Genomic DNA, 17,986 nt, shown 5'->3' with positions numbered 1-17,986 from the left:
ACAGTGGACGGGTGCCCAGGATTCGAGCGGCCTCGGTGGCCGAGCACCGGACGATGCAGCGCGACGCCCTGCTGGACGCCGCCCGATCCCTCCTGACCGAGGGCGGCACGGAAGCGCTGACCTTTCCCGCGCTGGCCGAGCGCACCGGCCTCGCGCGGTCGTCGGTCTATGAGTACTTCCGGTCCCGGGCGGCCGTCGTCGAGGAGCTGTGCTCCGTCGACTTCCCGGTCTGGGCCGCGGAGGTCGAGGCGGCGATGGAGGCGGCCGACACCGCCGAAGCCAAGATCGAGGCGTATGTGCGCAGCCAGCTCACGTTGGTGGGCGACCGGCGGCACCGGGCCGTGGTGGCCATCTCGGCGGGCGAGCTGGACGCCGGGGCCCGCGAGAAGATCCGCGCGGCGCACGGCGGCCTGATCGCGATGGTGGTCGAGGCGCTGGGCGACCTCGGACACGAGGAGCCGCGGCTGACGGCCATGCTGCTGCAGGGCGTCGTGGACGCCGCGGTGCGCCGGATCGAACTGGGCGCCGCCGAGGTCCCGGAGCGTATCGTCGAGGCCGCGGTGGCGATGGCCCTGCGCGGAGTACGAGGCCCGGCCACCACGCCTGCCTCGACCCCCGCCCCCGCCTCGACCCCGGTCCCAACCCCGGTCCCCGCCCCCGTCGTGGAGCAGCCGTAATTCCGTAGTTCCGGCCGCCGGCTCGGGAACGCCGAACACCGGCAGCAGCCGGGACCGGCCACCGCGCTTCATCCAGTCGGGCAGCAGACTCAGCGGGTCGAGATAGACGTCCCCCCGCAACAGCCCCCAGTGCAGACAGCCCCCGGGGCAGTGCCACGGCCCGCGCTCCAGCACCCCCACCACCTGACCCGCGGCCACCTCGTCACCCACCGCGACCAAGGCCCGCACCGGTTCGTACGTCGTGCGCAGCCCGTCAGGCAGCAGGATCGAGACCACATCGACACCGGCCACCGTCCCCGCGAACGACACCCTGCCCGGCGCGGCCGACCGCACCTGGGCACCTGGTCCCGCCCGGAGATCGACCCCCCGGTGCCCGCTGCCCCACGGAGACGCGGGTGGCTCAAAACCGCGCTCCACCAATGGCCGCCCGCCCGTGGACCCAACCCCTCCACCACGGACGGGCCAGCTCCGGGCGCCGGGCGAAGAAACCCCGCCAGGCCCTCTGCCAGGCCCGGCGTCAGCCCCGCCCGCGTCCGCGACCGGCAGCGGCACGGCGAAGGCCAGCGCGGTGAGGAGCGAGAGCCACAGAGGCAGAACCAGGGGAAGAACCGGGGAGGAGATCATGCTCCGACGATCCCGTATTCCGACCGTAAAAGACGATCATGAACGCGGCCTGTGGATAAGTCGGTGGCCGAAGATGCTGTCGTTCCGCACTCCGCCGGTCACGTACACTTTCTCTGGCGATCCGGGTCACCGGGTCGACTTCGCACGCCCCGCCACCGACTTCCTCGTGAAGGGTGGCCGCGCCCCTCGGTCCCTCGTGGCACGGCGCGTCGGGGCGTCAGGCGCGACGGCCGTCCGGCCGCCGCGATAACCGAGTACCTCAAGGAGCGCGGCCATGGCCGTCGTCACGATGCGGGAGCTGCTGGAAAGCGGCGTCCACTTCGGTCACCAGACCCGTCGTTGGAACCCGAAGATGAAGCGTTTCATCTTCACGGAGCGCAACGGCATCTACATCATCGACCTTCTCCAGTCGCTGTCGTACATCGACCGCGCCTACGAGTTCGTCCGCGAGACCGTCGCCCACGGCGGCTCCATCATGTTCATCGGCACCAAGAAGCAGGCGCAGGAAGCCATCGCCGAGCAGGCCTCGCGCGTCGGCATGCCCTACGTCAACCAGCGGTGGCTGGGCGGCATGCTCACGAACTTCTCGACCGTCTACAAGCGCCTGCAGCGCCTGAAGGAGCTCGAGGAGATCGACTTCACGGATGTGGCCGCCTCCGGCCTCACCAAGAAGGAGCTCCTGGTCCTCTCCCGCGAGAAGGACAAGCTCGAGAAGACCCTCGGCGGTATCCGCGAGATGCAGAAGGTGCCCAGCGCCGTCTGGATCGTGGACACCAAGAAGGAGCACATCGCCGTCGGTGAGGCGCGCAAGCTGCGCATCCCGGTCGTCGCGATCCTCGACACCAACTGCGACCCCGACGAGGTCGACTACAAGATCCCGGGCAACGACGACGCGATCCGCTCCGTCACCCTGCTCACCCGTGTGATCGCCGACGCCGTCGCCGAGGGCCTCATCGCCCGCTCCGGTGCCGCCACCGGTGACAAGAAGGCCGAAGGCGCCGCTGAGCCGCTCGCCGAGTGGGAGCGCGAGCTTCTTGAGGGCGAGAAGGCCAAGGACGAGGCTCCGGTCGAGACCGGTGCTGAGACCGAGGCCGTCGCCGACGCCGCTGCCGAGACCGTCGTCGAGGCCGTCGCCGACGCCGAGGCCCCGGCTGCCGAGACCGTCGAGGCCCCGGCCGCCGACGCTGAGGCCGACAAGGCCTGAGGCTCCGCCTTCCAGTACGTGTGACGACGGCGGGGGCTCCGGCCCCCGCCGTTCACCCGTAGATCAACCGACTCTCATCGGGAAGAGACTCAACGACCATGGCGAACTACACCGCCGCTGACGTCAAAAAGCTCCGCGAGCTGACCGCCGCCGGCATGATGGACTGCAAGAACGCTCTCGTAGAGGCCGAAGGCGACCTGGACAAGGCCGTCGAGATCCTCCGCGTCAAGGGCCAGAAGGGCGTCACCAAGCGTGAAGGCCGTTCGGCCTCCAACGGTGCCGTCGTCTCCCTGATCGCCGAGGGCGCTTCCGAGGGCGTGCTCCTCGAGCTCAACTGCGAGACCGACTTCGTCGCGAAGGGTGACAAGTTCGTCACCGTCGCCGACGCGCTGGCCGCGCACGTCGCCGCCACCAAGCCCGCCGACCTCGAGACGCTGCTCGCTTCCGAGATCAAGGACGGCCAGACCGTCCAGGCGTTCGTCGACGAGGCCAACGCCACCCTCGGCGAGAAGATCGTGCTGAGCCGCTTCGCGCAGTTCACCGACGGCTACGTCGCCTCCTACCTGCACCGCACCAGCCCGGACCTGCCCCCGCAGGTCGGCGTGCTGGTCGAGCTGGACAAGGAGAACGCCGAGGTCGCGAAGGACGTCGCGCAGCACATCGCCGCGTTCTCGCCGCTCTTCCTGTCCCGCGAGGACATCCCCGCCGAGGTGCTCGAGAACGAGCGCCGCGTGGCCGAGGCCACCGCGCGCGAGGAGGGCAAGCCGGAGGCCGCGCTCGCCCGCATCGTCGAGGGCCGTGTGACGGGCTACGTCAAGGAGAACTCCGTTCTCGAGCAGTCCTTCGCGAAGGACAGCAAGAAGACCGTTCAGAAGGTCCTGGACGAGGCCGGCGTCACGCTGAAGCGCTTCGCGCGCTTCCGCGTCGGTGTCTGAGCCAGCCAGCGAATGACCGACGACCCCGCTAGGGTCGGACGCGGTCGGCCGCCCGCCGGCCGACCGCAGTAGTGACGAGGAGGCCATTGCCGTAGAGGGAACCCACGTGGACCCACGGCAATGGCCTTCTTCGTACGCGCATGAGGAGATCTCCATGGATGAGGGCCCCGACAAGGCCGCCGACAAGGCCAGCGACTCCCGGACCGGCACCGCGCCGGGTGCCGGCGTTCCGCGGAGCCGGTACCTGCTGAAGCTGTCCGGCGAGGCCTTCGCCGGAGGCGGCGGACTGGGCGTCGACCCGGACGTCGTCCACGCGATCGCCCGCGAGATCGCAGCCGTCGTCCAAGAGGGCTACGAGATCGCCATCGTCATCGGCGGCGGCAACTTCTTCCGTGGCGCGGAGCTCCAGCAGCGCGGCATGGACCGGGCCCGCTCGGACTACATGGGCATGCTCGGCACCGTCATGAACTGCCTCGCCCTCCAGGACTTCCTGGAGAAGGAAGGCATCGAGACCCGCGTGCAGACCGCCATCACGATGGGTCAGGTCGCCGAGCCGTACATCCCGCTGCGCGCCGTGCGGCACCTGGAGAAGGGCCGCGTCGTCATCTTCGGCGCCGGCATGGGCATGCCGTACTTCTCCACCGACACCACCGCCGCCCAGCGCGCCCTGGAGATCGACGCCCAGGCGCTGCTCATGGGCAAGAACGGGGTCGACGGGGTCTACGACTCCGACCCCAAGCACAACCCGGACGCGGTCAAGTACGACGCCTTGGAGTACAGCGAGGTCATCTCTCGCGACCTCAAGGTCGCCGACGCCACCGCGATCACCCTGTGCCGTGACAACAAGCTGCCGATCCTCGTCTTCGAGCTGCTCGCCGAGGGAAACATCTCGCGAGCCGTAAAGGGTGAGAAGATCGGCACGCTCGTCAACGACCAGGGCACACGGGCCTAACCGCCCGTACCCGGGGATGGACAACAGGCTGCCGGTCGGACACCGTGCAGGAAAGACGCGCGCAGGGGCCAGGCTCTGCCTTCTGAAAACCAGGAGCACATGGTGATTGAAGAGACCCTCCTCGAGGCCGAGGAGAAGATGGAGAAGGCCGTCATCGTCGCGAAGGACGACTTCGCCGCGATCCGCACCGGCCGTGCGCACCCCGCGATGTTCAACAAGATCGTGGCCGAGTACTACGGCGCCATCACGCCGATCAACCAGCTCGCCTCCTTCTCGGTGCCCGAGCCCCGGATGGCCGTGGTCTCCCCGTTCGACGTCAGCGCGCTGCGCAACATCGAAGAGGCGATCCGCAATTCGGACCTCGGCGTCAACCCGAGCAACGACGGACGCATCATCCGGGTGGTGTTCCCGCAGCTGACCGAGGAGCGCCGCAGGGACTACATCAAGGTCGCCCGGAGCAAGGCCGAGGACGCGAAGATCTCGATCCGCGCGATCCGCCGCAAGGCGAAGGAGACCCTCGACAAGCTCGTCAAGGACGGCGAGTCGGGTGAGGACGACGTGCGTCGCGCCGAGAAGGAGCTCGACGACACGACCAGCAAGTACGCCGCCCAGATCGACGAGCTGCTCAAGCACAAGGAAGCCGAGCTGCTCGAGGTCTGACGTACCGCTGCGACACGGCGGTCCGACCCGACGTTCTCCCGGGGGGTGACCCCCGCACCCCCCGCCAGAACACCAGGCCGGACGCCTGGTCCGGAACAACAACGCGAGGCGAAACTCAGTGAACGACTCCTCCTGGGGTGCCACGCCGCGCTCCGGCCACTGGGAAGCGCCGGCGGGGGGACCGGGCGACGGCTCGGCGGGTTTGGCGCAGGATGCGCTCGACGCAGCGCAAACTCGTCGTATGCCGCCTGAGCCGTCTCCGGAACCGGAACCCGTCCCGCCCGTGAAGAAGTCCGCAGGTCGCAACCTGCGGGCCGCGATAGGGGTCGGCGTCGGCATGGGCGCGGTCATCGTCGCCTCGCTGTTCATCGTCAAGGCCGCCTTCGTCGGCGTGGTGGTGCTCGCCGTCGTCGTCGGCCTGTGGGAGCTCACCTCCCGGCTCGCGGAGAAGAAGTCGATCCGCATCCCGCTCGTACCGCTCGCGGTCGGCGGGGTCGCCATGGTCGTCGCGGGCTACGCGCGCGGCGCCGAGGGCGCGTGGGTCGCCATGGCGCTCACCTCCCTCGCCATCCTCGTGTGGAGGATGACCGAGCCGCCGGAGAACTACCTGCGGGACGTCACCGCGGGCATCTTCGCCGCCTTCTACGTGCCCTTCCTCGCCACTTTCGTGTCGATGATGCTCGCCGCGGACGACGGCCCCTGGCGGGTCCTGGTCTTCCTGCTGCTCACCGTGATCAGCGACACCGGCGCCTACGCCGTCGGCTGGCGCTTCGGCCGCCGGCTCCTCGCCCCGCGCATCAGCCCCGGCAAGACCCGCGCCGGCCTCTTCGGTGCCATCGCCTTCGCGATGACGGCCGGCGCCCTGTCGATGCAGTACCTGATCGACGACGGCCAATGGTGGCAGGGCCTGATCCTGGGCCTGGTCGCCGCAGTCAGCGCGACCCTCGGCGACCTCGGCGAGTCCATGATCAAGCGCGACCTCGGCATCAAGGACATGGGCACCCTCCTCCCCGGCCACGGCGGCATCATGGACCGCCTCGACTCCCTCCTCCCCACGGCCCCCGTGGTGTGGCTGCTCCTCGTCATCTTCGTCGGCACCGGCTGACCTCGGCGCGATTGCGACACTGGTAGGAGCAAGCCTGTACCCGGAGATCTCCCGGACTGGCGATCATGCGCCCCACCAGCGGTTTCCCGCCCCGGTGGGGCGCATGCCCATGCCGCCTGGGCCGTCAGCCGCCACGCGGACCCCGCAGCCTCGAGCCTGCCCCCTCTGAACCCTTCGTCTCGCCGGCGCCGGTACCCGCCGGTCAGTTCGCGATCTTCATAGCCTCCCGCTCTGCCGACCCGCCCGGGAGCGGCGACTTCACTCTCCGGGGCGGAAGGTCACGCCGTCAGGTGTGACCGACTGTCTTACGCGGGGGGCTGTCCGATGGAACCGCGGATCGACGTGGACGCTCGACCGAGTGTTGGATGTTGTCGAGCAAGTGCGTTGATGCGCTGTCCGGTTGTCGTCGGCCGGAGCTGTTGGGTTTCGAGCCGCCGTGTCCCTGCACAGCGGCCGAGGCCCATCGTGTGATTCGTCGCGCGTCGAAGGTGCCGCACCGTGTTTTCAAGCCCGCCCAGGGCTGGCCGACAACGGCACCTCGTAGTCTGACGTCTATGGCGCCGGGTAGCGGTACATGCCCACCTCTGGATCCGGTGGGCCTTCCAGGCCGAGGTCCTTCCGCATCGCCTCGCGTACTTCCGCGTTGGTCTTCCACAGATCCGCGCGCGCCCGAAGGTAGGCGTCACTGTTGACGTCCGGCTCGGCTATGAGGACGTCGCGCATGACCTCAAGCGTCTTGCAGACAATGATGGCCAAGTCGATCACCTCGCTCGGGGCGGTCAGTGACAGGCTCTGGCGCAGTTGCCACACCTTGGAGCCCTCAAGCGCCTGGTGGAACTCGCCGTATCGCACGGCGGTGGTCAGGTTCTCGCGAAAGGTGACCGCGCGCATGTCTGTGTGGCTGCGGCTCAGCGCCGTGAGGAAGTCCACGTAGACCGCTCGACGCGTCTGCGTCCAGTGGTGAGCGCCATCACGGCGCCACCGGATGCGGTCGGCGAGCAGGGCTGAGCTGACGCCCACGACCGCGCCGGCAAGTGTGCTGAGCGGTGCTATCCAGTCCACGCCAGATGACTGCCCCTGGGGCGTGTCGGCAACCTCTGCAGAGCGCCAGGTATGGGGCCTCTGCCTGGACGATCTTGGGTCTGCATTCGGATCCCGGGTCGTCTATTCCGTGCTCACTACCGGTTCCTACGACGAGGGAAAGGCCAAATCCACCGCTCTGACCTCCGGGAACACCCGGATTCCTGGGCCGTCTGTGGGCCGTCCGAGGGTGACCGACGACGACGGATGAGCACCCCCCGTGACCGCTGTCACCCGGAGCTGCCTGCTGTGTCTGCGACACTGGTAGCACCATGCCTGTACCCGGAGAACTCACCTTTGCCGTGCCGCGCGGGGCCAAGAAGCCCCCGCGGCACCTCGCCGACCTGACCCCTGCCGAGCGACGGGAGGCGGTTGTCGAGCTGGGCGAGAAGCCGTTCCGTGCCAAGCAGCTGTCGCAGCACTACTTCGCGCGGTACGACGACGACCGGGCCGCCTGGACGGATATTCCGGCGGCCTCGCGCGACAAGCTCGCGGACGGGCTGCTGCCCGAGATGATGTCGGTCGTGCGGCACATCAGCTGTGACGACGACACGACGCGCAAGACGCTGTGGCGGCTCTTCGACGGGACGCTCGTCGAGTCGGTGCTGATGCGGTACCCGGACCGGGTCACCATGTGCATCAGTTCGCAGGCCGGCTGCGGGATGAACTGTCCGTTCTGTGCGACGGGGCAGGCGGGGCTCGACCGGAATCTTTCGACGGCCGAGATCGTGCACCAGATCGTGGCCGGAATGAAGTCGCTGCGCGACGGCGAGATCCCCGGTGGGCCGGCGCGGCTGAGCAACATCGTCTTCATGGGCATGGGCGAGCCGCTGGCCAACTACAACCGCGTCATCGGCTCGATCCGCCGGCTGACGGACCCGGAGCCCGACGGGCTGGGGCTGTCGCAGCGCGGGATCACCGTGTCGACGGTCGGGCTGGTTCCGGCGATGATGCGCTTCGCCGACGAGGGCTTCAAGTGCCGGCTCGCGGTGTCGCTGCACGCCCCGGACGACGAGCTGCGCGACACCCTGGTGCCGGTCAACACCCGCTGGAAGGTGCGCGAGGTGCTGGACGCCGCGTGGCACTACGCGGAGGTGTCCGGCCGCCGGATCTCCATCGAGTACGCGCTGATCAAGGACATCAACGACCAGGCGTGGCGGGCGGACCTGCTCGGGCGGCTGCTCAAGGGCAAGCGGGTGCATGTGAACCTCATCCCGCTCAACCCCACCCCGGGGTCGAAGTGGACCGCTTCGCGGCCGGAGGACGAGCGGGCCTTCGTGCGGATGCTGGAGTCGCACGGGGTGCCGGTGACCGTCCGTGACACGCGGGGCAGCGAGATCGACGGAGCGTGCGGGCAGCTCGCGGCCTCCGAAGGCTGAGACGCCTGCGGGTGTCGGCGGGCGCGCTGCTATCGTGGCGCTCGTAGATTCGTACAAATGAACATTTCCGACAGGGGAGCGCAGCAGCGCTGAGAGTGCGGCCACCGGCGAAGCCGGTGCGGCCGCAGACCCTCGGACCTGATCCGGGTCATACCGGCGTAGGGAGTCAACAGCTCATGAACACCAACCTTCGGCGCGCCGCGACAGCGGTCGTGGCCACCGCCCTCGGCGTGACCGCGCTGGCCGCGTGCGGCGGCTCCGACGACAAGGCCGGCGCCAAGCCGACGGCGACGTCGAAGACCGTCACCCTCGTCAGCCACGACTCCTTCGCGGCCTCCCCGGCCGTGCTGAAGGAGTTCACCAAGGAGACCGGCTACACGGTCAAGGTGCTGGCCGGCGGTGACGCGGGCGCGGCCGTGAACCAGGCGATCCTGTCGAAGGGGCACCCGCAGGGCGATGTCTTCTTCGGCGTCGACAACACGCTCCTGTCGAGGGCGCTCGACAACGACCTGTTCACGCCGTACGAGGCGAAGGGCCTGGACCAGGTCCCGGCGGCGCTGCAGCTCGACAAGGACAAGCACCGGGTCACGCCGATCGACTCCGGCGATGTCTGCGTCAACTACGACCGCAAGTACTTCGACGCGCACAAGCTGGCCGTTCCGGCGACCTTCGACGATCTGATCAAGCCGGAGTACAAGAACCTGCTGGTCACCGAGAACTCCGCGACGTCGTCGCCGGGTCTGGCCTTCCAGCTCGGCACGATCGCGAAGTACGGCGACGCCGGCTGGCAGGAGTACTGGAAGAAGCTCAAGGCCAACGGCGTCGAGGTCGTCGACGGCTGGGAGCAGGCGTACAACGATCGCTTCTCCGGCTCGGCCGGCGGCAAGGGCAAGGGCGACAAGCCTCTCGTCGTCTCGTACGCCTCCAGCCCGCCCGCCGAGGTGCTCGGCGTCAAGCCGCAGCCGGCGCAGGGGCCGACCGGTGTCGCGACCGGTACGTGTTTCCGGCAGATCGAGTTCGCCGGGCTGCTCAAGGGCGGCAAGAACGACGCGGGCGGCAAGGCGCTGCTGGACTTCCTGCTGAGCAAGACGTTCCAGCAGGACATGCCGCTGCAGATGTTCGTGAACCCGGCCCGCCAGGACGCGGCGCTGCCCGCCGAGTTCACCAAGTACGGCGTGAAGATCGACACCCCGTTCACCGTGGCGCCCGACGAGATCGCCAAGAACCGTGACCAGTGGGTCAAGACATGGTCCTCGCTCGTCCTGAAGTAGGGACTCCGGAAGGGACTCCCGAGGAGCCGCGACGCGGGACTCCGGTGCGGGTCCGGCGGCGCGTCCCGCGGGCGGCCGCGGTGCGGCTCGGCCTGATGGCCGTGCCCACCGCGTTCTTCGCGGTCTTCTTCGCCTATCCGGTGGCCGCCATCGTCACCCGGGGCCTGCGCGTCGGCGGCCGGTGGCGGTTCGGCCGGATCGGCGAGGTGCTGACCGACCCGGAGATCCTGCGGGTGCTGTGGTTCACCGCGTGGCAGGCGGTCGTCTCGACCGGGCTGACGCTGCTGGTCGCGCTCCCGGCGGCGTACGTCTTCGCCCGCTTCGATTTCCCGGGCAAGCGGCTGTTGCGGGCGGTGGTGGCCGTGCCGTTCGTGCTGCCCACGGTCGTGGTCGGCTCGGCGTTCCTGGCGCTGCTGGGACGCGGCGGGATGCTCGACGACCTGTGGGGCGTCCGGCTGGACACCACCGTCTGGGCGATCCTGCTCGCGCATGTCTTCTTCAACTTCGGCGTCGTCGTCCGGTCCGTCGGCGGCCTGTGGTCGCAGCTCGACCCGCGCCAGGAGGAGGCCGCCCGGGTGCTCGGCGCCGGCCGCTTCGAGGCGTGGCGCCGGGTGACGCTGCCGGCGCTGGGGCCGGCCGTGGCCGCCGCCGCGCTGATGGTCTTCCTCTTCACCTTCACGTCCTTCGGCGTGATCCAGATCCTCGGCGGGCCGAAGTACTCCACGCTGGAAGTGGAGATCTACCAGCAGACCGCGCAGTTCCTCGACCTGCCGACGGCCGCGGTGCTCACCCTCGTGCAGTTCGCGGCGGTCGCCGCGATCCTCGCGCTGCACGCGTGGACGGTGCGCCGCCGGGAGAGCACGCTGAAGCTCGTCGAGGCCGCGCACACCTCGCGACGCCCGCGCGGCGCGGCCCAGTGGGCGCTGCTGTGGGCGGTGCTCGCCGTCATCGTCCTGCTGATCCTGGTGCCGCTCGGCGTGCTGGTGGCGCGCTCGCTGGACGGCCCCGACGGCTACGGCCTCGCCTTCTACCGGGCGCTGCTCTCGGTCCCGGAGACCGGCGGGACCTTCGTCGTCGCCCCCATCGAAGCGGTCTGGAACTCCCTGCAGTACGCGGCGGTGGCCACGCTCATCGCGCTGCTGGTGGGCGGCCTGGCCGCCGCGGCGCTGACGCGGCGCGCGGGCAGGCTGGTGCGCGGGTTCGACGCGCTGTTGATGCTGCCGCTGGGCACCTCGGCGGTGACCGTCGGCTTCGGCTTCCTCATCACCCTCGACGAGCCCCCGCTGGACCTGCGCTCGACGTGGCTGCTGGTGCCGCTGGCGCAGGCCCTGGTGGGCGTGCCGTTCGTGGTCCGCACGATGCTGCCCGTGCTGCGGGCGGTCGACGAGCGGCTTCGCGAGGCGGCGGCGGTGCTGGGCGCCTCGCCGTGGCGCGCCTGGCGCGAGGTGGACCTGCCGCTGGTACGGCGGGCGCTGCTGATCGCGGCGGGCTTCGCGTTCGCCGTCTCGCTCGGCGAGTTCGGCGCGACGGTCTTCATCGCGCGGCCCGACAACCCGACCCTGCCGGTCGCGGTGGCCCGGCTCCTCGGGCGCGCCGGGGAGCTCAACTACGGGCAGGCGATGGCATTGAGCACCATCCTGATGCTGGTGTGCGCGGGCGCGCTGCTGGCACTGGAGCGGCTGCGCACCGACCGTTCAGGAGAGTTCTAGATGTCTCAGCCCCTGGCCAAGTCGCAGCCACCGTCGCAGCCACAGCCGCTGCTGCGGCTCGACGGTGTGACGGTCCGCTTCGGGAAGCGCGCGGCGCTCGACGCCGTGGACCTGGAGGTCGCCGAGCACGAGACGGTCTGCGTGCTCGGGCCGAGCGGCAGCGGCAAGTCCACCCTGCTGCGCGCGGTGGCCGGGCTGCAGTCCGTGGACGCCGGGCGGGTGCTGCTCGACGGCCGCGACCAGGTGGGCGTTCCCACCCACCGGCGCGGGCTCGGCCTGATGTTCCAGGACCACCAGCTCTTCCCGCAGCGGGACGTCGGCGGCAATGTCGGCTTCGGACTGCGGATGCGCGGTACCCGGCGGGACGAGGCGGACCGCACGGTCGCCGGACTGCTCGACATGGTCGGCCTGCCCGGTGCGCAGCGACGGGCCATCGCCGCGCTCTCCGGTGGTGAGCAGCAACGCGTGGCGCTGGCCCGCGCGCTGGCCCCCGAGCCGAAACTGCTGATGCTGGACGAGCCGCTCGGCCAGCTCGACCGCGGACTGCGCGAGCGGCTCGTCGTCGAGCTGCGCCAGCTGTTCGGCCGGCTCGGCACGACGGTGCTGGCCGTCACCCACGACCAGGGCGAGGCGTTCGCGCTCGCCGACCGGGTCGTGGTCATGCGCGACGGCCGGATCGCCCAGACCGGCACCCCGCTGGAGGTGTGGCAGCGGCCCGCCTCCGAGTTCGTGGCGCGCTTCCTCGGCTTCGACAACGTCGTCGAGGCGACCGTACACGGCGAGGCCGCCGACACCCCGTGGGGCAAGGTGCCGGTGCAGCCCGGCGCACCCCAGGGGCCGTGCCGGCTGCTGGTCCGCCCCGCCGGGGTGCGGCTGACCGGCGTCCGCGACGGGCTGCCCTGCACGGTGACGGCCAGGACCTTCCGCGGCGACCTGGTCACCCTGCTGCTGCGCCCCGAGCACGGCCCGCCGCTGGAAGCGGCGTGCTCGCTGCGGGACGCGCCGGAGGCCGGCGACGGGGTGGGCATCACCTTCACCGCTCAGGACGTCGTCGTCCTCAGCGTCTGATCGCGCTCCTCAACGGCCGGCGGACGCGGTGAGCCGGGCGAGCGCGTCCGGCGCCTCGTCGACCGAGTCGACCAGGGCGATACGGGCCGCCATGGGACGGTCCTTCGCCAGCGCTTCGAGCAGCGGCCAGGTGGGCAGGTCGCGGGTCCAGTGCTCGCGGTTCACCAGCACCATCGGGGTCGGGCCGCCCCGGGACTCGTAGTAGTTCGGCGTCGCGTTGTCGAAGATCTCCTGGACGGTGCCGGCGGCGCCCGGCAGGAAGATCACGCCGGCGGTGCAGCGGGCCAGCAGGCCGTCCTCGCGCACCGCGTTGGCGAAGTACTTGGCGATGTGTTCGGCGAACGCGTTCGGCGGCTCGTGGCCGTAGAACCAGGTCGGGATGCCGACGGACGCGCCGCCGTCCGGCCGGCGCTCCCGGACGGCGAAGGCGGCCGACGCCCAGTCGCCGATCGACGGTGTGAACAACGGCGCCTTCGCCAGCAGTCGCAGCGCCTCTTCGAGCGCCTCGTCCTCGAACGGGGCCATGTAGGCGCCCAGGTTCGCCGCCTCCATGGCGCCGGGTCCGCCTCCGGTGGCGACGGTCAGTCCCGAACGGGCCAGCGTACGGCCGAGGCGGGCGGCGCCCGCGTACGCGTCCTTGCCGCGCTCCATCGCATGGCCGCCCATGATGCCGACCACCCGTTCGCCGGCGAGCAGTTCGTCGAGCGCGTCCGAGACGGCGTCGTCATGGATGCTCCGCAGCATCGACGCGAGTATGTCGCCGTCCGCCCTGGTCCGTTGGAACCACTCGTAGGCGCGGGCGTCCGGCGTCGTCTTGTATCCCGCCGGCAGCCCTTCGTAGAGCGAGTCGGGGGTGTACAGCGCGCCCCGGTACGGATCGAACGGCAGATACGGCACCGGCGGGAAGACCATCGCCCCGCGCGCCCGGACGTGTTCCAGGGCCTCGGGCTCCATCGGGCAGCCCAGGAACACCGCCTCCGCCGGGTCCAGGGCCAGCAGCGCGGCCGTACGGTCCGTCAGATCGACGGCCTGCAGGCGGTATCCGGCGAGCGAACCGGTCGCCGACGCACGGTCGAACTCCGCCAGGGTTTCGATCTCACGGTCTTGGGGGCCGCCGGGCGGCGGGGAGTTGGTCGGCACGGGTGCACCCTAGTGCTCTGGCCGGAAAGGTTCACCGGTTCGCGACGCCCGGCACGGCACCTCGCTGCGTTGTCGGAGTCGTCCGAGTACGCCCGGTACGAGGACGATCCTCCGCCTTGCGATGCACCGCGCCGGCCGCCGCGAACCAGGCAAACCTTTCCGGCCAGAGCACTAGCGGCAGCCGGACCGCGGCCCTACGTCGCCAGCGGGGACACCGCGAGCTGGGCGATGAGGACGGTCAGCGGGAGGACCGCCACCAGCACCGTCGCGCAGCGCAGTCCGGCGGCGGAGCGCAGCAGGCTCGCGGGGACGCCGAGTTGGACGAGGGCGGCGGTGGAGTGCTCGCGGGTGCGCCGGGCCTCGATGGCGGCGGTGAGCGCGGTTGCCAGGGTGCAGACGATGATCAGGGCGGCGGCGAAGCCGGTGAGCGGGCCGAGCCGCCGGTCGCCGGTGCCGTAGAGATCCAGTGCGGCCAGCGCCCCGGAGGTGGCGGCGCACAGCGCACCGACCGGACGGCCGATCCGGCGGGACTCCTCCTGGAGGGCGCGGCCCGCGAGCAGCCGCAGCGCGCCGGGGCGGTGGAGGGCCAGCAGGCGCCCGCAGGCGTGGACGAGTCCGGGGCCGGCCAGGACCATGCCGGCCGCGGTCAGCACCCAGCCGGCCAGCACGGTGGGGGCGGCGCTGCCGAGGCCGCCGGGCAGCGGCAGCAGGTCGGTCGCGGTCGAGCGGCTCAGGTTGTCGGCGGTCACCTCGATGGCGAGGCCGATGGCGGTGAGCGCGGCGCCCCACGGCAGACCGGCGGGGGCGGTGACCGCGGAGAGCGCGCCCGGGTCGTCGGTGTCGGCCGTCGCCGGGGCCGCGGGGGCGGTCCGGCGCGGCCACAGGCTGGCGGCGCTGGCGGCCGCGGCGAGCAGCGGTACGGCGGCGAGCAGCGTCAGCGAGCCCGCGACGGGCAGCGGTCGGTCGGCGCCGAGCCCGTCGGGGCCCGTCCCGCCGCGCACCAGCAGGAAGACCACCAGCGCGACGGCGCTGCCCAGCGCGCACGACAGCGCGGTGGTCGCGGCGGCGAGCAGTGGCACCCCGCCGCGGCCGAGCCCGGCCGCGGCGAGCCCGGAGTGCAGCCGTCCGCTGGGTTCGCTCCTGGAGACCGCCACCGAGAGCTGCAGGGCGGCGGCGAACGGGACCACGCACCAGGCGAGCCGGGCGCCGGACGCCGACGGGTCGCCGGGGTGTCCCAACGCGAAGCCGAGCGCGGCGAGCAGCAGAAAGCCGGTGCCCGCGGACGCGGCGGCGACCAGCAGGCGGCGGAGCAGGACCGTCGGGGCGGATCCGCGCGCTACACGGAGGCTGAGCACGACGCGGCACCCTCCCGGTCCTGGGCGGGCATGGCGGCAGCCGGCCGCCCGTCGACCAGGGTGATGACCCGGTCGGCCGCGGCGGCGACCTCGGGATCGATGGTGGCGAGCACCACGGTGATGCCGTGCGAACGGGCGGCGCTGGTCAGCATCCGCAGGGCCTGGCCGCGGTCCGCGCGGTGCAGCGGCGCGGTGGGCTCGTCGGCGAAGACCACTTCGGGGAGGGTGACCAGGGCGCGGGCGATGGCCACCCGCTGGCGCTGCGCCTGGAGCAGTTCCGCGGGCCGCTTGCGGGCGACCGAGCCGACGTCGAGCCGGTCCAGCCACTCCTGGGCGGTGGTCTTGGCCGTGCGGTGCGCAATGCCGCACAGCAGGAGCGGCAGGGCGGCGTTCTCCCGGGCGGTGAGTTCCGGCAGCAGTTGCGGGGTGCTGCCGATCCAGCCGAACCGGTCGCGGCGCAGGCGCTCGCGCGCCGCGAGCGGGAGGGTGTGCACGGGTGCGCTGTTGAACCACACTTCGCCCTGGTCGGGCAGCAACTGCCCGGCCAGGCACCGCAGCAGGGTGGTCTTGCCGGAGCCGCGCGGTCCCAGCAGGCCGAGGATCTCGCCCTCGCGCACACCCAGCGAGACGCCGAGCAGCGCGGGAGAACCCTGGAAGGAGTGACGCAGGGCGCGGGCCCAGAGCACGTCGTTGTCGGGCGGGGCCACCATTGCCGATTACCTCCGCGAGTCGTTCCCCCTGGTCGGTCAACGAATGCGGGGGAGACCGGTCACTGCGTTGGCAGGCTAAGGATTGCCCGGACCCGATCGGGTGAGCCACGGCGTACGGGTCGCCCGGACGGCCGCATCCGCCGCCCGGCCCAGGGAACGCCGCCAGGCCCAAGAAACGCCGAAACGCCGAAACGCGCCGGGCGGACCCGCGAAAGGGCCGCCCGGCGCGCCGGGGGGAAGCACCGCGAAGCGGTCAGAGCTTGGTCCACGCCTCGGTGAGGACGGCGCGCAGGATGCCCTCGATCTCGTCGAAGGTCTCCTGGGTGGAGATCAGTGGCGGCGCGAGCTGGACGACCGGGTCGCCACGGTCGTCGGCACGGCAGTACAGACCGTTCTCGAAGAGCGCCTTCGACAGGAAGCCGTACAGGACGCGCTCGGTCTCCTCGTCCGTGAAGGACTCCTTGGTGACCTTGTCCTTGACGAGCTCGATGCCGTAGAAGAAGCCGTTGCCGCGGACGTCACCGACGATCGGCAGGTCGTGCAGCTTCTTCAGCGTGTTGAAGAACGCGCCCTCGTTGTCGAGCACGTGCTGGTTGAGGCCCTCGCGCTCGAAGATGTCGAGGTTGGTGAGACCGACGGCCGCGGAGACCGGGTGGCCACCGAACGTGTAGCCGTGCAGGAAGGTGTTCTCGCCCTTGTAGAAAGGCTCGGCGAGCTTGTCGGAGATGATGCAGGCGCCGATCGGGGAGTACCCCGACGTCATGCCCTTGGCGCAGGTGATCATGTCCGGGACGTAGTCGAACTTGTCGCACGCGAACATGGTGCCGAGGCGGCCGAAGGCGCAGATGACCTCGTCGGAGACGAGCAGCACGTTGTACTTGTCGCAGATCTCGCGGACCCGCTGGAAGTACCCGGGCGGCGGCGGGAAGCAGCCGCCGGCGTTCTGTACCGGCTCCAGGAAGACACAGGCGACGGTCTCCGGACCCTCGAACAGGATCTCCTGCTCGATCTGGTCGGCGCAGTACCGGCCGAAGGCCTCCGGGTCGTCGCCGAAGATCGGGGCGCGGTAGATGTTGGTGTTGACCACCTTGTGGGCACCGGGGACCAGCGGCTCGAACGGGGCCTTGAGGGCCGGCAGACCGGTGATCGACAGGGCGCCCTGCGGGGTGCCGTGGTAGGCGACCGCACGGGAGATGACCTTGTACTTGGTCGGCTCACCGGTGAGCTTGAAGTACTGCTTGGCGAGCTTCCAGGCGGTCTCGACCGCCTCACCGCCACCGGTGGTGAAGAAGACCTTGTTCAGGTCGCCGGGGGCGTAGTTCGCCAGCCGCTCGGCCAGTTCCACGGCCTTGGGGTGGGCGTACGACCAGATGGGGAAGAAGGCCAGTTCCTGAGCCTGCTTGTACGCGGTCTCGGCGAGCTCGTGGCGGCCGTGACCGGCGTTGACCACAAACAGCCCGGAGAGGCCGTCGAGGTACTTCTTGCCCTTGTCGTCGTAGATGTACGTGCCCTCGCCGCGCACGATGGTCGGCACAGGGGCGTTCTCGTACGACGACATGCGGGTGAAGTGCATCCACAAGTGGTCGTACGCGGTCTTCGAGAGGTCCGCGTTCATGGCTATCTGGTTCCCCAGGTGTAGGTCTGCTTCCGGAGCTTCAGGTAAACGAAGCTCTCGGTGGTCCGCACGCCGGGCAGCGCGCGGATCCTCTTGTTGATCATTTCCAGCAGGTGGTCGTCGTCCTCGCAGACGATCTCGATCAGCAGATCGAAGGAACCCGCCGTGATGACGACGTACTCGACCTCGCCCATCTCGGCGAGGGCGTCGGCGACCGGCTCTATGTCACCCTCGACGTTGATGCCGACCATCGCCTGCCGACGGAATCCGACGGTGAGCGGATCGGTCACGGCGACGATCTGCATGACGCCCTGGTCCTGCAGCTTCTGGACGCGCTGCCGTACGGCCGCCTCGGACAGGCCCACGGCCTTGCCGATCGCGGCGTAGGGCCTGCGCCCGTCCTCCTGGAGCTGCTCGATGATCGCCTTGGAGACGGAGTCGAGCACTCCGGAGGTGTTGGTGCTCTTCGGATCTGTACTACGAGTGGCCACGAGCCCCACTG

15 protein-coding genes, 2 pseudogenes and 1 riboswitch are annotated in these 17,986 nt (G+C 70.6%); of the genes and pseudogenes, 10 read left to right on the top strand and 7 right to left on the bottom strand.

Translation table 11 applies throughout. The features are described 5' to 3' along the window. Window positions 1–35: 35 nt before the first annotated feature. A pseudogene (locus AC07DC_RS29100) lies at window positions 36–590 on the top strand (TetR/AcrR family transcriptional regulator); the annotation flags it as partial. A 99-nt stretch (window positions 591–689) separates the two neighbouring features. On the opposite strand, the pseudogene AC07DC_RS29095 reads toward AC07DC_RS29100, so the two are convergent. Further along, window positions 690–1,301 (bottom strand): annotated as a pseudogene (locus AC07DC_RS29095) (murein hydrolase activator EnvC family protein); the annotation flags it as partial. 274 nt (window positions 1,302–1,575) lie between these two features. Between AC07DC_RS29095 and rpsB the strand changes: the two are divergent. The 5 genes from rpsB to AC07DC_RS29070 all read left to right on the top strand — a co-directional run bounded on the left by rpsB (window position 1,576) and on the right by AC07DC_RS29070 (window position 6,157). After that, window positions 1,576–2,505 (top strand): 30S ribosomal protein S2, encoded by a 930-nt coding sequence (rpsB, locus tag AC07DC_RS29090; RefSeq protein ID WP_478917473.1) that lies wholly within the window; start codon window positions 1,576–1,578, stop codon window positions 2,503–2,505. 98 nt (window positions 2,506–2,603) lie between these two features. Then, window positions 2,604–3,440 (top strand): translation elongation factor Ts, encoded by an 837-nt coding sequence (tsf, locus tag AC07DC_RS29085; RefSeq protein ID WP_358789572.1) that lies wholly within the window; start codon window positions 2,604–2,606, stop codon window positions 3,438–3,440. Between the two features lie 154 nt (window positions 3,441–3,594). Next, window positions 3,595–4,392 carry a UMP kinase gene (gene pyrH / locus AC07DC_RS29080; RefSeq protein WP_478917472.1) on the top strand — a complete coding sequence of 266 codons (798 nt, stop codon included), beginning with the start codon at window positions 3,595–3,597 and terminating at the stop codon, window positions 4,390–4,392. 102 nt (window positions 4,393–4,494) lie between these two features. Beyond that, window positions 4,495–5,052, top strand: coding sequence for a ribosome recycling factor (gene frr, locus AC07DC_RS29075; protein ID WP_478917715.1), 558 nt, complete (start codon window positions 4,495–4,497; stop codon window positions 5,050–5,052). 118 nt (window positions 5,053–5,170) lie between these two features. Continuing rightward, entirely contained in the window at window positions 5,171–6,157 is a 987-nt protein-coding gene (locus AC07DC_RS29070) for a phosphatidate cytidylyltransferase (protein ID WP_478917471.1), read from the top strand. Window positions 6,158–6,709: 552 nt separating this feature from the next. On the opposite strand, the gene AC07DC_RS29065 is transcribed toward AC07DC_RS29070, so the two are convergent. After that, window positions 6,710–7,219: a hypothetical protein gene (locus AC07DC_RS29065; protein ID WP_478917470.1), complete on the bottom strand. Its 510-nt coding sequence runs from the start codon at window positions 7,217–7,219 to the stop codon at window positions 6,710–6,712. A 290-nt stretch (window positions 7,220–7,509) separates the two neighbouring features. Between AC07DC_RS29065 and rlmN the strand changes: the two genes are divergently transcribed. The 4 genes from rlmN (at window position 7,510) to AC07DC_RS29045 (ending at window position 12,664) form a co-directional block, all read left to right on the top strand. After that, the gene (rlmN, locus tag AC07DC_RS29060) at window positions 7,510–8,616 is read left to right on the top strand and encodes a dual-specificity RNA methyltransferase RlmN (protein WP_478917469.1); all 1,107 of its coding nucleotides are present in this window, start codon (window positions 7,510–7,512) and stop codon (window positions 8,614–8,616) included. 62 nt (window positions 8,617–8,678) lie between these two features. Next, window positions 8,679–8,798, top strand: a riboswitch (TPP riboswitch). Next, a complete protein-coding gene (locus AC07DC_RS29055; RefSeq protein WP_478917468.1) occupies window positions 8,793–9,887 on the top strand; it encodes a thiamine ABC transporter substrate-binding protein in 1,095 nt (364 codons plus the stop codon). Its footprint overlaps the riboswitch before it by 6 nt. A 95-nt stretch (window positions 9,888–9,982) precedes the next feature. Continuing rightward, window positions 9,983–11,596, top strand: a complete 1,614-nt coding sequence (locus AC07DC_RS29050) for an ABC transporter permease (protein WP_478917714.1) — start codon at window positions 9,983–9,985, stop codon at window positions 11,594–11,596. After that, on the top strand, window positions 11,597–12,664 hold the full coding sequence (locus tag AC07DC_RS29045; RefSeq protein WP_478917467.1) for an ABC transporter ATP-binding protein: 1,068 nt from the start codon (window positions 11,597–11,599) through the stop codon (window positions 12,662–12,664). Between the two features lie 9 nt (window positions 12,665–12,673). Here AC07DC_RS29045 and AC07DC_RS29040 read toward each other — a convergent pair whose 3' ends face one another. The 5 genes from AC07DC_RS29040 to AC07DC_RS29020 form a co-directional block, all read right to left on the bottom strand. Next, complete coding sequence (locus AC07DC_RS29040) at window positions 12,674–13,804, bottom strand: LOG family protein (RefSeq protein ID WP_478917466.1); 1,131 nt, start codon at window positions 13,802–13,804, stop codon at window positions 12,674–12,676. Window positions 13,805–13,998: 194 nt separating this feature from the next. After that, window positions 13,999–15,159 (bottom strand): hypothetical protein, encoded by a 1,161-nt coding sequence (locus AC07DC_RS29035; RefSeq protein WP_478917465.1) that lies wholly within the window; start codon window positions 15,157–15,159, stop codon window positions 13,999–14,001. Beyond that, on the bottom strand, window positions 15,141–15,869 hold the full coding sequence (locus tag AC07DC_RS29030; RefSeq protein WP_478917464.1) for an ABC transporter ATP-binding protein: 729 nt from the start codon (window positions 15,867–15,869) through the stop codon (window positions 15,141–15,143). Before AC07DC_RS29030 ends, AC07DC_RS29035 begins: the two co-directional genes overlap by 19 nt. 253 nt (window positions 15,870–16,122) lie before the next feature. After that, entirely contained in the window at window positions 16,123–17,484 is a 1,362-nt protein-coding gene (locus tag AC07DC_RS29025) for an aspartate aminotransferase family protein (RefSeq protein WP_478917463.1), read from the bottom strand. 2 nt (window positions 17,485–17,486) lie between these two features. Beyond that, entirely contained in the window at window positions 17,487–17,975 is a 489-nt protein-coding gene (locus AC07DC_RS29020) for an Lrp/AsnC family transcriptional regulator (protein ID WP_478917462.1), read from the bottom strand. Window positions 17,976–17,986: the final 11 nt, after the last annotated feature.

It is taken from the genome of Streptomyces sp. NPDC045021, assembly GCF_056432645.1.
Note: the sequence above shows the minus strand (reverse complement) of the source record. Positions and strands in the feature narration are given on the sequence as shown.

Excerpts from the sequence above, each read along its gene's own strand:
- rlmN (WP_478917469.1), top strand. The coding sequence starts at position 7,510 with ATGCCTGTACCCGGAGAACTCACCTTTGCCGTGCCGCGCGGGGCCAAG.
- tsf (WP_358789572.1), top strand. The coding sequence starts at position 2,604 with ATGGCGAACTACACCGCCGCTGACGTCAAAAAGCTCCGCGAGCTGACC.
- AC07DC_RS29045 (WP_478917467.1), top strand. The coding sequence starts at position 11,597 with ATGTCTCAGCCCCTGGCCAAGTCGCAGCCACCGTCGCAGCCACAGCCG.
- rpsB (WP_478917473.1), top strand. The coding sequence starts at position 1,576 with ATGGCCGTCGTCACGATGCGGGAGCTGCTGGAAAGCGGCGTCCACTTC.
- AC07DC_RS29055 (WP_478917468.1), top strand. The coding sequence starts at position 8,793 with ATGAACACCAACCTTCGGCGCGCCGCGACAGCGGTCGTGGCCACCGCC.
- AC07DC_RS29025 (WP_478917463.1), bottom strand. The coding sequence starts at position 17,484 with ATGAACGCGGACCTCTCGAAGACCGCGTACGACCACTTGTGGATGCAC.
- AC07DC_RS29030 (WP_478917464.1), bottom strand. The coding sequence starts at position 15,869 with ATGGTGGCCCCGCCCGACAACGACGTGCTCTGGGCCCGCGCCCTGCGT.
- AC07DC_RS29050 (WP_478917714.1), top strand. The coding sequence starts at position 9,983 with ATGGCCGTGCCCACCGCGTTCTTCGCGGTCTTCTTCGCCTATCCGGTG.
- pyrH (WP_478917472.1), top strand. The coding sequence starts at position 3,595 with ATGGATGAGGGCCCCGACAAGGCCGCCGACAAGGCCAGCGACTCCCGG.